The sequence below is a fragment of the Enterobacter cloacae complex sp. 372C4 genome (assembly GCF_050030615.1).
Classification (GTDB): domain Bacteria; phylum Pseudomonadota; class Gammaproteobacteria; order Enterobacterales; family Enterobacteriaceae; genus Enterobacter; species Enterobacter intestinihominis.
In genome coordinates this window covers 2329401-2342432 of sequence record NZ_JBLGUQ010000001.1, presented here as the reverse complement: position 1 = coordinate 2342432, position 13032 = coordinate 2329401, and the positions used below count along the sequence as shown (strand labels likewise).

Annotated in this window: 11 protein-coding genes; 8 read left to right on the top strand and 3 right to left on the bottom strand. The window is 55.0% G+C overall.

All coding sequences use genetic code 11. The features are described 5' to 3' along the window. Positions 1–172 precede the first annotated feature (172 nt). From fdhF to ACQG11_RS11230, 4 genes are all read left to right on the top strand, one after another. On the top strand, positions 173–2320 hold the full coding sequence (gene fdhF, locus ACQG11_RS11245; RefSeq protein ID WP_080298763.1) for a formate dehydrogenase subunit alpha: 2148 nt from the start codon (positions 173–175) through the stop codon (positions 2318–2320). A 297-nt stretch (positions 2321–2617) separates the two neighbouring features. Continuing rightward, a protein-coding gene (locus tag ACQG11_RS11240; protein WP_085949440.1) for an IS3-like element ISKpn8 family transposase occupies positions 2618–3987 on the top strand; the annotation gives its coding sequence in 2 pieces (ribosomal slippage) (positions 2618–3098 and positions 3098–3987; 1371 coding nt in all). Between the two features lie 100 nt (positions 3988–4087). Continuing rightward, entirely contained in the window at positions 4088–4240 is a 153-nt protein-coding gene (locus ACQG11_RS11235; RefSeq protein WP_023295770.1) for a Hok/Gef family protein, read from the top strand. Positions 4241–4361: 121 nt separating this feature from the next. Continuing rightward, positions 4362–5036: a tetratricopeptide repeat protein gene (locus ACQG11_RS11230; protein WP_032627046.1), complete on the top strand. Its 675-nt coding sequence runs from the start codon at positions 4362–4364 to the stop codon at positions 5034–5036. An 84-nt stretch (positions 5037–5120) separates the two neighbouring features. Here ACQG11_RS11230 and gltP read toward each other — a convergent pair whose 3' ends face one another. After that, the gene (gltP, locus tag ACQG11_RS11225; RefSeq protein WP_022646765.1) at positions 5121–6434 is read right to left on the bottom strand and encodes a glutamate/aspartate:proton symporter GltP; all 1314 of its coding nucleotides are present in this window, start codon (positions 6432–6434) and stop codon (positions 5121–5123) included. Between the two features lie 423 nt (positions 6435–6857). Here gltP and acs point away from each other — a divergent pair, with 423 nt between their 5' ends. From acs to actP, 3 genes are all read left to right on the top strand, one after another. Further along, positions 6858–8816, top strand: a complete 1959-nt coding sequence (gene acs / locus ACQG11_RS11220) for an acetate--CoA ligase (RefSeq protein WP_023299100.1) — start codon at positions 6858–6860, stop codon at positions 8814–8816. Between the two features lie 133 nt (positions 8817–8949). After that, entirely contained in the window at positions 8950–9264 is a 315-nt protein-coding gene (locus tag ACQG11_RS11215; RefSeq protein ID WP_022646763.1) for a DUF485 domain-containing protein, read from the top strand. Beyond that, positions 9261–10910 (top strand): cation/acetate symporter ActP, encoded by a 1650-nt coding sequence (gene actP, locus ACQG11_RS11210; protein ID WP_023299099.1) that lies wholly within the window; start codon positions 9261–9263, stop codon positions 10908–10910. The genes ACQG11_RS11215 and actP overlap by 4 nt, the downstream gene beginning before the upstream one ends. Before the next feature lie 33 nt (positions 10911–10943). Here the strand turns inward: actP and ACQG11_RS11205 are convergent, their stop codons facing one another. Then, positions 10944–11633, bottom strand: coding sequence for an LrgB family protein (locus tag ACQG11_RS11205; RefSeq protein WP_022646761.1), 690 nt, complete (start codon positions 11631–11633; stop codon positions 10944–10946). Then, complete coding sequence (locus ACQG11_RS11200) at positions 11626–12036, bottom strand: CidA/LrgA family protein (RefSeq protein WP_022646760.1); 411 nt, start codon at positions 12034–12036, stop codon at positions 11626–11628. The genes ACQG11_RS11205 and ACQG11_RS11200 overlap by 8 nt, the downstream gene beginning before the upstream one ends. Positions 12037–12138: 102 nt before the next feature. Between ACQG11_RS11200 and ACQG11_RS11195 the strand changes: the two genes are divergently transcribed. Then, positions 12139–13026, top strand: a complete 888-nt coding sequence (locus ACQG11_RS11195) for a LysR family transcriptional regulator (protein WP_022646759.1) — start codon at positions 12139–12141, stop codon at positions 13024–13026. Positions 13027–13032 lie beyond the last annotated feature (6 nt).

The window sequence follows — 13032 nt, the reverse complement described above, 5'->3', positions numbered from 1 at the left end:
TCAATCCATGTCACATCCCCTGCCCTTTCGACACGTCAATTTTGACGATTGGCTGTTTTTCGTCAGGGTATTGCCCCGCAAAGGGTCGTAAAGTCAGGAAATACCCATAGTAAAAACATGGCATAGAAGCTGCATATTGGGCAGGTAAGAACTGTTTAACTGGAGCAAAGTGATGAAAAAAGTCGTCACGGTTTGCCCTTATTGTGCCTCAGGTTGCAAGATCCACCTGGTGGTCGATAACGGCAAAATCGTCCGGGCGGAAGCGGCGCAGGGTAAAACCAATCAGGGCACGCTGTGCCTGAAAGGGTACTACGGCTGGGATTTTATTAACGATACCCAAATCCTCACCCCGCGCCTGAAAACCCCTATGATCCGCCGCGAGCGCGGCGGCAAGCTGGAAGCCGTCTCCTGGAATGAAGCGCTGGATTATGTTGCCACGCGCCTTAGCGCCATCAAGGCCAAGTATGGCCCGGATGCGATTCAGACCACCGGCTCCTCACGCGGAACCGGGAATGAAACCAACTATGTGATGCAAAAATTCGCGCGCGCCGTTATTGGTACCAATAACGTCGACTGCTGCGCTCGCGTCTGACACGGCCCATCGGTTGCAGGTCTGCACCAGTCGGTCGGTAACGGCGCAATGAGTAATGCCATCAATGAGATAGATAACACCGATCTGGTGTTCATCTTCGGCTATAACCCGGCGGATTCTCACCCTATCGTCGCGAATCACGTGATTCGCGCCAAACAGAACGGGGCGAAAATCATCGTCTGCGATCCGCGCAAAATTGAAACCGCGCGCATTGCCGATATGCACATCGCACTGAAAAACGGCTCGAACATCGCGCTGTTAAATGCAATGGGGCACGTCATTATTGAGGAGAACCTCTACGACCAGGCGTTTGTCGCAAGCCGTACGGAAGGGTTTGAAGAGTATCGCAAGATTGTCGAAGGCTATACGCCGGAGTCCGTAGAGGCGATAACCGGCGTCAGCGCACAGGAGATCCGCCAGGCGGCGCGGATGTACGCCGGAGCGAAAACCGCCGCCATTCTGTGGGGTATGGGCGTGACCCAGTTCTACCAGGGCGTGGAAACCGTGCGCTCGCTCACCAGCCTCGCCATGTTGACCGGCAATCTGGGTAAAGCGCATGTGGGCGTGAACCCGGTACGTGGTCAGAATAACGTGCAGGGCGCGTGCGACATGGGCGCGCTGCCGGACACCTATCCGGGCTACCAGTACGTCAAATTCCCGGAAAATCGCGAGAAATTCGCGAAGGCCTGGGGCGTGGAGAGCCTGCCTGAGCACACGGGGTATCGCATCAGCGAGCTGCCGCACCGCGCGGCGCACGGTGAAGTGCGTGCGGCCTACATCATGGGTGAAGATCCGCTCCAGACCGACGCCGAGTTGTCTGCGGTGCGTAAGGGCTTTGAGGATCTGGAGCTGGTGATTGTTCAGGATATCTTTATGACCAAAACCGCGGCGGCGGCGGATGTGATTTTACCGTCGACCTCCTGGGGAGAGCATGAAGGTGTCTATACGGCGGCAGACCGCGGGTTCCAGCGCTTCTTCAAGGCTGTCGAGCCGAAGTGGGATCTGAAAACGGACTGGCAGATCATCAGCGAAATCGCCACCCGCATGGGCTACCCGATGCACTACAACAACACCCAGGAGATCTGGGACGAGTTGCGGCATCTGTGCCCGGACTTTTATGGGGCAACCTATGAAAAAATGGGTGAGCTAGGCTACATCCAGTGGCCGTGCCGGGATGAGTCAGAGGCGGATCAGGGAACGTCGTACCTCTTTAAAGAAAAATTCGACACCCCGAACGGGCTGGCGCAATTCTTCACCTGCGACTGGGTCGCGCCGATCGATAAACTCACCGACGAGTATCCGATGGTGCTCTCCACCGTGCGTGAAGTGGGCCATTACTCCTGCCGTTCCATGACCGGCAACTGCGCCGCGCTGGCGGCGCTGGCGGATGAACCGGGCTACGCGCAGATCAACACCGCCGATGCCGAACGGCTCGGTATTGAAGATGAAGCGCTGGTGTGGGTGAACTCGCGTAAAGGCCGCATCATTACCCGCGCGCAGGTCAGCGACCGTCCGAACAAAGGCGCGGTCTATATGACCTACCAGTGGTGGATTGGCGCCTGTAACGAGCTGGTGACGGAGAACTTAAGCCCGATAACCAAAACGCCGGAGTATAAATACTGCGCCGTAAACGTGGAGCCCATAGCGGATCAGCGCGCAGCGGAACAGTACGTGATCGACGAATATAACAAGCTGAAAGCCCGCCTGCGTGAAAGCGCAATGGGATGAAGCTGTTAATTTATCGTTGAATAAAGGGAGTGATATATTCACTCCCTTTTTATTTTCGATTAATTCATAAGAAATAGAAATTATTATTCTGGAAAGCGGCTCGCAGAAATAATGTAATTTACGCAGAATAGATTTACATCTTTGCATTTTAATTCAGAGGGATAAGATATGCGGCGGGTGCTTAAGACTTTCTGTCTTGAGCATTGTTGAGGGACAGAAAGTGGAAAGCCCCGGGAAATTTGCATTTACCTGTACTGCACCCATTTTGTTGGACGATGAAATGGAATAGTCCCTGATATGTCAAAGCCAAAATACCCCTTCGAAAAGCGCCTTGAAGTCGTGAATCACTACTTCACAACTGATGATGGTTACAGGATCATCTCTGCACGTTTTGGTGTGCCTCGAACCCAGGTCAGGACGTGGGTTGCCCTCTATGAAAAACATGGAGAAAAAGGTTTAATTCCCAAACCTAAAGGCGTTAGTGCTGATCCAGAGTTGCGCATTAAGGTCGTGAAAGCCGTGACCGAGCAGCAGATGTCCCTCAATCAGGCTGCTGCTCACTTTATGCTTGCTGGTAGTGGTTCTGTAGCCAAGTGGCTGAAAGTCTATGAGGAGCACGGAGAAGCTGGTTTACGCGCACTCAAGATCGGCACCAAAAGAAACATTACAATGTCAGTTGATCCAGAAAAAGCGGCGTTAGCATTGGAGCTGTCGAAAGACCGACGTATTGAGGATCTTGAAAGACAAGTTCGATTCCTTGAAATGCGGCTTACGTATCTAAAAAAGCTGAAAGCCTTAGCTCATCCCGCGAAAAAGTGAAAGTACTCAACGAGCTAAGGCAGTTTTACCCTCTTGATGAGCTTCTCAAGGCAGCGGAGATACCGCGCAGTACGTTTTATTACCATCTAAAGGCTCTCAGCAAGCCTGATAAGTATGCGGATGTTAAAAAGCGTATTGGTGAGATTTATCACGAGAATAAAGGTCGTTACGGATACCGTAGGGTAACGTTGTCTCTCCATCGAGACGGGGAACGGATTAACCATAAAGCCGTTCAGCGCCTGATGGGAACCCTCTCGCTTAAGGCAGCGATTAAGGTCAAGCGATACAGCTCCTACAGAGGAGAGGTAGGGCAAACCGCCCCCAATGTTCTCCAAAGGGATTTCAAGGCTACACGGCCAAACGAGAAGTGGGTTACCGACGTTACTGAATTTGCAGTCAATGGGCGAAAGCTGTATTTGTCTCCAGTAATAGATCTCTTCAACAACGAAGTTATTTCTTACAGCCTGTCGGAAAGACCTGTGATGAACATGGTCGAGAATATGCTCGATCAGGCATTCAAAAAGCTTAAGCCTCACGAGCATCCTATTCTGCACTCTGACCAGGGATGGCAGTATCGTATGAGAAGGTATCAAAACATCCTTAAAGAACAAGGCATTACACAGAGCATGTCCAGAAAAGGCAATTGTCTGGATAATGCAGTCGTGGAATGTTTCTTTGGAACCTTAAAGTCGGAGTGTTTTTATCTTGACGAGTTCAGTAATATAAGCGAACTGAAGGATGCTGTTACGGAATATATTGACTACTACAACAGCAGAAGAATTAGCCTGAAATTAAAAGGTCTGAGTCCAATTGAATATCGAACCCAGACCTATGTGCCTCGTGTTTAACTGTCCAACTTTTTGGGGTCAGTACAACCCGAGGCTACCCCTCAACTACCAACAGGTTGAGAGTAGCCTCTTATTCTATTTTTCACAAGGAGTAAAAGGCATGACGCCATTAAAAACTACATTAGGCATCGTCTTTATTATTTGCCTGACGATAGTGATCTTTACCTTTATTACTCGCGATAAGCTCTGCGAGTTTTCAATAAAGAGTGAACATCAGGAGGTGGCGGCGAAATTAGCCTGTAACGCAGGCTAACCTCTTCGGGTGGAACGCGTGTTCCGCCCGGCTTGTGGGATGCTGAGGTCTTAACGCACCCGTTTTTTTCTTCTGTCACCGCGATTATACTGCGCGGCATGTACCCCGATGATAAGAATCCATGAAAGCCATTTTTCTGTTGTTGTTATTTTTAACCGCCTTTGCCCGTGCCGATGAGATAGGCAGCCAGTATCGAAAACAGGCGGAAGCCGGTGATGCGCGCGCCCAGTATTATCTTGCCGATACGTACTTCAGCTCCGGCGACAGCAAGCAGGCCGCGCTGTGGGCCGAGAAAGCGGCGAAAGGCGGCAATGTCGACGCCATGGCGCTGCTGTCGCAAATCCTCTTTACGCAGGGCGACTACGCACAGGCCAAAGCTCTGGCCCAACAGGCAAACATTGCGGGCAGCAAACGCGGCGCGATCATGCTGGCACGGGTGTTGGTGAACACGCAAGCAGGCAAGACCGACTACCCGCAGGCCATTAAACTGCTGCAAACGGTGACCGAAGACATCGATAGCGACTCGGCGGTAGACGCGCAACAGCTGCTGGGGCTGATCTATGCCAACGGCGTTGAAGTCCCTCAGGATGACGTGCAGGCTGCGGCGTGGTTCAAGCGGAGTTCGGCTCTGTCCCGGACGGGCTATGCGGAGTACTGGGCAGGCATGCTGTTCAGGCAGGGTGAGAAAGGCTTTATCACACCGAATAAACAGAAAGCGCTTTACTGGTTAAACCTGAGCTGTACGGAAGGGTTTGATACCGGGTGTGAAGAGTTTGATGCGTTGAGCGGAGAGTAAATTATTGCCCGGTGGCGCTGCGCTTACCGGGCCTACGGCTTATGTAGGCCCGGTAAGGCGAAGCCGCCACCCGGCATTTTTACATCACTGGTCAGCCGTTTTATCAAAACGACCCAGCACCTCGCGTTCATACGCCAGCGCTTTTTTACGGTCGAACTTGTGTTCCCACTTGGAGATTACCAGCACCGCCAGCGCATTACCCACCACGTTCAGCGCGGTACGCGCCATGTCGAGGATACGGTCCACACCGGCGATAAACGCCAGGCCTTCCAGCGGAATACCGACGCTGCCCAGCGTCGCCAGCAGCACCACGAAGGAGACGCCCGGCACGCCTGCGATACCCTTTGAGGTCACCATCAGGGTCAACACCAGCACGATTTCCTGCCACAGCGACAGGTCAATGCCGTACAGCTGAGCGATAAAGATTGCCGCAATACTCTGATACAGCGTTGAACCATCCAGGTTGAAGGAGTAACCGGTCGGTACAACGAAGCTGGTAATGGACGCCGGTGCACCGTAGGCCTCCATCTTCTCAATGATACGCGGCAGCACGCTCTCGGAGCTTGCCGTGGAGTACGCCAGAATCAGCTCATCTTTCAGAATGCGGATTAGGATCCAGATGCTCAGCCCGCACAGGCGCGCCACAATCCCCAGCACTACCAGCGCAAAGAACAGGATCGCGAAGTGCACCAGAATCACCAGCTTCGCCAACGGCCACAGGGAAGCAAAGCCGAAGTTCGCCACGGTTACGGCGATCAGCGCAAAAACACCCACCGGCGCATAGCGCATCACCATGTGGGTAACTTTGAACATGGTTTCAGAGATAGAGCGGAACACCGTTACCAACGGTTCACGGTGCGTCGCGGGCAGGGAAGAAAGCCCCAGACCAAAGAGCACCGAGAAGAAGATGATCGGCAGCATCTCGCCCTTCGCCATTGACGCGATAATGTTGGTCGGCACCAGTGACAGAATTGTGCCCATCAGACCGTGCGAATGGCTCTGCACGTCGGCGGTGGTGCTTTGATATTTCGAAATATCCACCGTCGCCAGCTGCGACATATCAATCCCGGAACCTGGCTGGAACACGTTCGCCAGGGTGATACCAAGAATGATGGCAACCGTGGTGATCACTTCGAAATAGAGAATGGTTTTAACGCCGATGCGGCCTAACTGTTTCGCATCACCTACCCCGGCAATACCGACCACCAGCGTCGAGATCACAATCGGCACAACAATCATCTTGATCAGATGAATAAAGATATCGCCCGCTGGCGAGAGAAGGTTCGCAATCAGCCACTCGCGGCTGTCGCTATGGTAATGGAGGTAACTGCCCAGCAAGATGCCCAGCACAAGGGCCAGCAGGATCTGCCAGGCCAGGCTGACTTTCAAATTTTTCATAGAAACTGACTTCCTCAATGAAATCTCCGCACCAGCAAAACTGCATGAATATGGAGACATACTGAAAGGGTATGAATTGTGTTGCGTTGGTTTATGGGATTTTTTAACGCGCCGTATGAGTATCATTTGCACGGCATGCTGCGCAAGCCTTAAAGAACAAGGCATTTCACTGCAAAAAGCGCCATTGACGGTAATTAATAGCAATCCACATCAATAACCGATTGTTATGAAAAAACTTTTACAAACAAAAAAGTGAATAATTCTTCAGATGAATTATTTCCCTTCAAAGTTTCATTCGCTCAATTTTCATACTCTTCAGACATTGCGTGATCTGTCGCCCAAATACTAAACAAAGCTTGTAAAGCCCCTACTATTAACGTTTTTGCGACATATTATTAACATCTTACAAGGAGAAAAAAAGCCATGAGCCAAATACACAAACACGACATTCCCGCAAACATTGCGGACCGTTGCCTGATAAGCCCGGAGCAGTACCAGGAGAAATACCAGCAGTCCATTTCCAGCCCTGACGCATTCTGGGGTGAACAGGGCCACATCCTCGACTGGATCAAACCTTATCAGAAGGTAAAGAACACCTCTTTCGCGCCGGGCAACGTCTCCATTAAATGGTATGAAGACGGCACGCTGAACCTGGCGGCGAACTGCCTGGACCGCCATCTTGCCGAACGCGGCAACGAAACGGCCATTATCTGGGAAGGCGACGATGCCTCTCAGAGCAAACACATCTCATATAAAGAGCTTCATCGCGACGTCTGCCGCTTCGCCAACGTGCTGCTGGCCCAGGGCATTAAAAAAGGCGATGTGGTGGCGATCTATATGCCGATGGTGCCGGAAGCCGCGGTGGCTATGCTGGCCTGCGCGCGCATCGGCGCGATCCACTCCGTTATTTTTGGTGGCTTCTCGCCGGAGGCGGTTGCCGGACGTATCGTCGACTCGAATTCAAAGCTGGTGATCACCGCTGACGAGGGCGTGCGTGCCGGGCGCGGCATTCCGCTGAAGAAAAACGTCGATGAAGCGCTGAAAAACCCGAACGTGAAATCCATCCATAACGTCATTGTCTTCAAACGCACGGGCGGCAACATTGACTGGCACGAGGGCCGAGACCTGTGGTGGAGCGATCTGATTGAAAACGCGAGCGACCAGCATCAGCCGGAAGAGATGAACGCGGAAGATCCGCTGTTTATCCTTTATACATCCGGATCCACTGGTAAGCCGAAAGGCGTGCTGCATACCACCGGCGGCTATCTGGTTTACGCGGCCACCACCTTTAAATACGTTTTCGACTACCATCCGGGCGACATCTACTGGTGTACCGCCGACGTGGGCTGGGTCACCGGTCACAGCTACCTGCTGTACGGCCCGCTGGCCTGCGGCGCAACGACGCTGATGTTTGAAGGCGTACCTAACTGGCCAACGCCGGCGCGTATGTGCCAGGTGGTCGATAAGCATCAGGTCAACATTCTCTACACCGCGCCAACGGCGATCCGTGCACTGATGGCGGAAGGCGATAAAGCCATCGAAGGGACCGACCGCTCTTCCCTGCGCATCCTCGGTTCCGTGGGCGAGCCGATCAACCCGGAAGCCTGGGAGTGGTACTGGAAGAAGATCGGCAACGAGAAGTGCCCGGTGATGGACACCTGGTGGCAGACCGAAACCGGCGGCTTCATGATCACCCCGATGCCGGGCGCCACGCAGTTGAAAGCCGGTTCGGCCACCCGTCCGTTCTTCGGCGTGCAGCCCGCGCTGGTGGACAACGAAGGCAATCCGCAGGAAGGGGCCACCGAAGGCAACCTGGTAATCGTCGATTCCTGGCCTGGCCAGGCGCGTACCCTGTTCGGCGACCATGAGCGCTTCGAACAGACCTACTTCTCAACCTTTAAAAACATGTACTTCAGCGGCGACGGCGCGCGCCGGGACGAAGACGGTTATTACTGGATCACCGGACGCGTGGACGATGTGCTGAATGTTTCCGGCCACCGTCTGGGCACGGCGGAGATTGAGTCTGCGCTGGTGTCGCATCCGAAGATTGCCGAAGCGGCAGTTGTCGGCATTCCTCACAACATCAAAGGCCAGGCGATCTACGCCTACGTCACCCTGAACCACGGCGAAGAGCCGTCGCCAGAGCTGTATACCGAGGTGCGCAACTGGGTGCGTAAAGAGATCGGCCCGCTGGCCACGCCGGACGTGCTGCACTGGACCGACTCACTGCCGAAAACCCGTTCCGGCAAGATTATGCGTCGTATTCTGCGCAAAATCGCAGCAGGCGACACCAGCAACCTCGGTGATACCTCAACGCTTGCCGATCCTGGCGTGGTGGACAAACTGCTCGAAGAGAAGCAGGCCATCGCAATGCCTTCCTAGTGTTTCTCCCTCTCCCCGTGGGAGAGGGCCGGGGTGAGGGCATCAGACCGCACCTTCCTTCCATCACCCTAACCCTCTCCCCATAGGGGAGAGGGGATAAAAACAAACCAACCTTACCTTTGGAGACTCTGTGATGAATAACGATATTTGTCAGCAGATAGAGAATAGTGCGCACTACAGGGAGCTCGTCGAAAAACGGCAACGGTTTGCCTTTATCCTTTCCATCATCATGCTGGTTATTTACGTCGGCTTTATTCTGCTGATCGCCTTTGCGCCGCAGTGGCTCGGTACGCCGCTGCACGCCGGAACCAGCGTTACGCGCGGCATCCCAATTGGCATTGGCGTTATCGTTATTTCGTTTGTGCTGACAGGTGTGTATGTCTGGCGTGCGAACGGTGAATTCGATCGTCTTAACAGAGAAGTTCTGCGCGAGGTAAAAGCATCATGAAGCGAGTCCTGACGGCGCTTGCCGCCACACTTCCCTTTGCTGCCCATGCGGCAGATGCCCTTACCGGCGAGGTCCAGCGCCAGCCAACCAACTGGCAGGCGATTATCATGTTCCTGATTTTCGTGGTGCTAACGCTTTACATCACCTACTGGGCGTCGAAACGCGTGCGCTCCCGTAACGATTACTACACCGCGGGCGGCAACATTACCGGCTTCCAGAACGGGCTGGCGATTGCGGGAGACTTTATGTCTGCCGCCTCGTTCCTCGGGATCTCCGCGCTGGTTTATACCTCGGGGTATGACGGCCTGATCTACTCCCTCGGCTTCCTCGTCGGCTGGCCGATCATTCTGTTCCTGATTGCCGAGCGCCTGCGTAACCTTGGCCGCTACACCTTTGCAGACGTAGCTTCATACCGCCTCAAACAAGGCCCCATCCGCATGCTCTCCGCCTGCGGTTCGCTGGTGGTGGTGGCGCTGTACCTGATTGCGCAGATGGTCGGCGCGGGCAAACTGATCGAGCTGCTGTTCGGTCTGAACTACCACGTCGCGGTGGTGCTGGTAGGCGTGCTGATGGTGATGTACGTCCTGTTCGGCGGCATGCTGGCCACCACCTGGGTACAGATCATCAAAGCGGTACTGCTGCTGTTCGGCGCCAGCTTTATGGCCTTTATGGTGATGAAACACGTCGGGTTCAGCTTCAATAATCTGTTTACCGAAGCCATGTCAGTGCACCCGAAAGGGGAAGCGATCATGAGCCCGGGCGGGCTGGTGAAAGATCCGATATCCGCGCTCTCGCTCGGTCTCGGCCTGATGTTCGGTACCGCTGGCCTGCCGCATATCCTGATGCGTTTCTTCACGGTGTCTGATGCACGTGAAGCGCGTAAAAGCGTGTTCTACGCCACCGGGTTTATGGGCTACTTCTACATACTGACCTTTATCATCGGCTTTGGCGCGATCATGCTGGTGGGGGCAAACCCGGCGTTTAAAGACGCGGCGGGCGCGCTTATCGGCGGTAACAACATGGCGGCGGTGCATCTGGCCGACGCGGTAGGCGGTAACCTGTTCCTCGGCTTTATCTCTGCCGTGGCCTTCGCCACCATCCTCGCGGTGGTTGCCGGGCTGACGTTGGCTGGTGCGTCTGCGGTATCGCACGATCTCTACGCCAACGTTTTCCGCAAAGGCGCAAGCGAGCGCGATGAGCTGAAAGTCTCCAAAATCACCGTACTGGTGCTGGGCGTCGTCGCCATCCTGCTGGGGATTTTGTTCGAGAAGCAGAACATCGCCTTTATGGTGGGGCTGGCCTTCTCGATTGCGGCAAGCTGTAACTTCCCGATCATTCTGCTCTCCATGTACTGGTCAAAACTGACCACCCGTGGGGCGATGATTGGCGGCTGGCTGGGGCTGCTGACGGCGGTGATTCTGATGATCCTCGGCCCGACCATCTGGGTGCAGATCCTCGGTCACGAAAGCGCTATCTTCCCGTATGAATACCCGGCGCTGTTCTCCATTGCCGTGGCGTTTATCGGGATCTGGTTCTTCTCAGCGACCGACAACTCGCCGGAGGGTAACCTGGAGCGTGAGAAATTCCGCGCCCAGTTTATCCGCTCGCAAACCGGCCTGGGTGTTGAGCAGGGCCGCGCGCACTAAACCTTTTCTCCCCGGTCGCTCTGGCCGGGGAACTTAAAACATCACCCACGCTACCAGCGGCGCGATTAATACCATTGTCACGCCCGAGAGCATCATCACCAGGCTTGCAACAACGCCTTCCTGCTGTCCCAGCTCATACGAACGTGCCGTCCCCGCCCCGTGCGACGCCGCGCCAAACCCTGCCCCTTTCGCCATCCCTTCGCGAATGGAAAGGCGCAGAAACAGCACATCCCCCACTGCCATGCCGAACACGCCGGTCACCACCACAAACAGCGCCACCAGATCCGGCTGTCCGCCGAGCGGTTTAGCCGCCGCCAGCGCGAACGGTGTGGTCACCGAGCGTACCGCCAGGCTGCGCTGGATTTCATCAGACAGGGTAAACAGCCGCGCCAGCCAGACCGAGCTGCACACCGCCACTACCGTCGCGGTGACGACTCCCGCGCTGAGCGACATCCAGTGGCGTTTAATAATTGCCAGGTTGTCATACACCGGCACCGCAAAGGCGATAGTCGCCGGGCCGAGCAGCCACAGCAGCCAGTGGGATTCACCAATGTAGTTCTGCCAGGAGATATGGCCGAAGACCAGCATCAGCACCAGCAGGATCGGCGTAAAGACCAGCGGCATCAGCGGCAGCGTGCGAAAGCGGCGATACAGGCGCTTGTTGGCAAAGTAAATGACGACTGTCGCAATCAGGCATAGCACGCTTATCTGAAAGTTAGTCATGCTTCTGCCTGCTGATTTCAAAGCGATACACTTTATCCACCACCCAGGCGGTGGCGCCCAGCACCATCAGCGTGCTCAGGGCGATAACCGCAAAGATGCGCCAGCCGTCGACCATCAGCAGTTGCGCATAATTCACCACCGCCACCACGGCCGGAACGAAGAACAGCAGCATCTCCGCCAGCAGCCAGCGCGCACCGGCCCGCACCCAGCTAAGGGGCAACGCGCGACAGAGGATCAGCGTCAGCATCAGCACCATTCCCACCAGGTTGGCGGGTAAAGGCAGGTTCAGCCAGTCGACAAGATATTCAGCAAAAACAAACAGTCCCGCGTAGAGCAGTACCTGAACCGGTACCTGGAGTCGTTGAACAACGGCAGGCGTAACACGGCTTAACGCCACGGCCATGGGGGTTTTCCTCAGAAATGAGACGAGGCGCCAGTATAGTGAGCGTACGGTATCGACTGAAATGAATTAAAATCATCGAAGGTATAGTTTCGAGGAATAATCATGGACATAAGAACGCTGCGCTATTTTGTCGAGGTGGTTCGCCAGCAAAGTTTTACCCGCGCAGCGGAGAAGTTATTCGTAACCCAGCCTACCATCAGTAAGATGCTGAAAAACCTCGAAGATGAGCTGAACTGTACCCTCCTGATCCGCGACGGGCGCAAGCTGCTGCTGACCGATACCGGTCGCGTGGTGTTCGAGCGCGGGCTGGCAATTCTGGCGGAGTTCCGCCAGCTGGAGGCCGAGCTTGGGGACATCAACCACCTGACAAAAGGGCTGCTGCGGCTCGGCATTCCGCCGATGGTCGGCATGATGATGGCCGGGCCGATTAGCCTGTTTCGCCAGCGCTATCCCGGCGTTGAGCTAAAAATTTCTGAATTTGGCGGCCTGACCGTGCAGCAGGCGGTGATGAACGGTGAACTGGACGTGGCCATGACGGCCCTTCCCGTAGAGGAGGAAAGCGGCCTGGCGACGCTGCCGCTGTTCAGCCACCCGCTGTGCGTGCTGGTGCCGCGCTCCGGCGACTGGCTGAAGATTGAATCAGTAAAACCCGAGCTGCTCGGCGAACACCCGCTGCTGATTTACAACGAAGATTTCGCCTTAAGCCGCCAGCTGATGGCGCTGTTTAACCAGCACAACGTAAAGCCGCGCATTGCGGTGCGCAGCGGCCAGTGGGATTTTCTGGCAGCGATGGTACAGGCGGGCGTGGGGATAGCCATTCTGCCGCAGCCGATCTGCGAGCGGCTGGATAAAAACACGCTGCGCTGGATCCCGCTGGAGAGCGATCTGCACTGGCAGTTAGGGATGATCTGGCGTGAAGGGGTGTATCTGTCGCACAGCGCACAGGCGTGGTTGCAATGCTGTGAGGGGTTTTGGGTACCCTCACCCTAACCCTCT

Excerpts from the sequence above, each read along its gene's own strand:
- ACQG11_RS11235 (WP_023295770.1), top strand. The coding sequence starts at position 4,088 with ATGACGCCATTAAAAACTACATTAGGCATCGTCTTTATTATTTGCCTG.
- ACQG11_RS11230 (WP_032627046.1), top strand. The coding sequence starts at position 4,362 with ATGAAAGCCATTTTTCTGTTGTTGTTATTTTTAACCGCCTTTGCCCGT.
- gltP (WP_022646765.1), bottom strand. The coding sequence starts at position 6,434 with ATGAAAAATTTGAAAGTCAGCCTGGCCTGGCAGATCCTGCTGGCCCTT.
- acs (WP_023299100.1), top strand. The coding sequence starts at position 6,858 with ATGAGCCAAATACACAAACACGACATTCCCGCAAACATTGCGGACCGT.
- ACQG11_RS11215 (WP_022646763.1), top strand. The coding sequence starts at position 8,950 with ATGAATAACGATATTTGTCAGCAGATAGAGAATAGTGCGCACTACAGG.
- actP (WP_023299099.1), top strand. The coding sequence starts at position 9,261 with ATGAAGCGAGTCCTGACGGCGCTTGCCGCCACACTTCCCTTTGCTGCC.
- ACQG11_RS11205 (WP_022646761.1), bottom strand. The coding sequence starts at position 11,633 with ATGACTAACTTTCAGATAAGCGTGCTATGCCTGATTGCGACAGTCGTC.
- ACQG11_RS11200 (WP_022646760.1), bottom strand. The coding sequence starts at position 12,036 with ATGGCCGTGGCGTTAAGCCGTGTTACGCCTGCCGTTGTTCAACGACTC.
- ACQG11_RS11195 (WP_022646759.1), top strand. The coding sequence starts at position 12,139 with ATGGACATAAGAACGCTGCGCTATTTTGTCGAGGTGGTTCGCCAGCAA.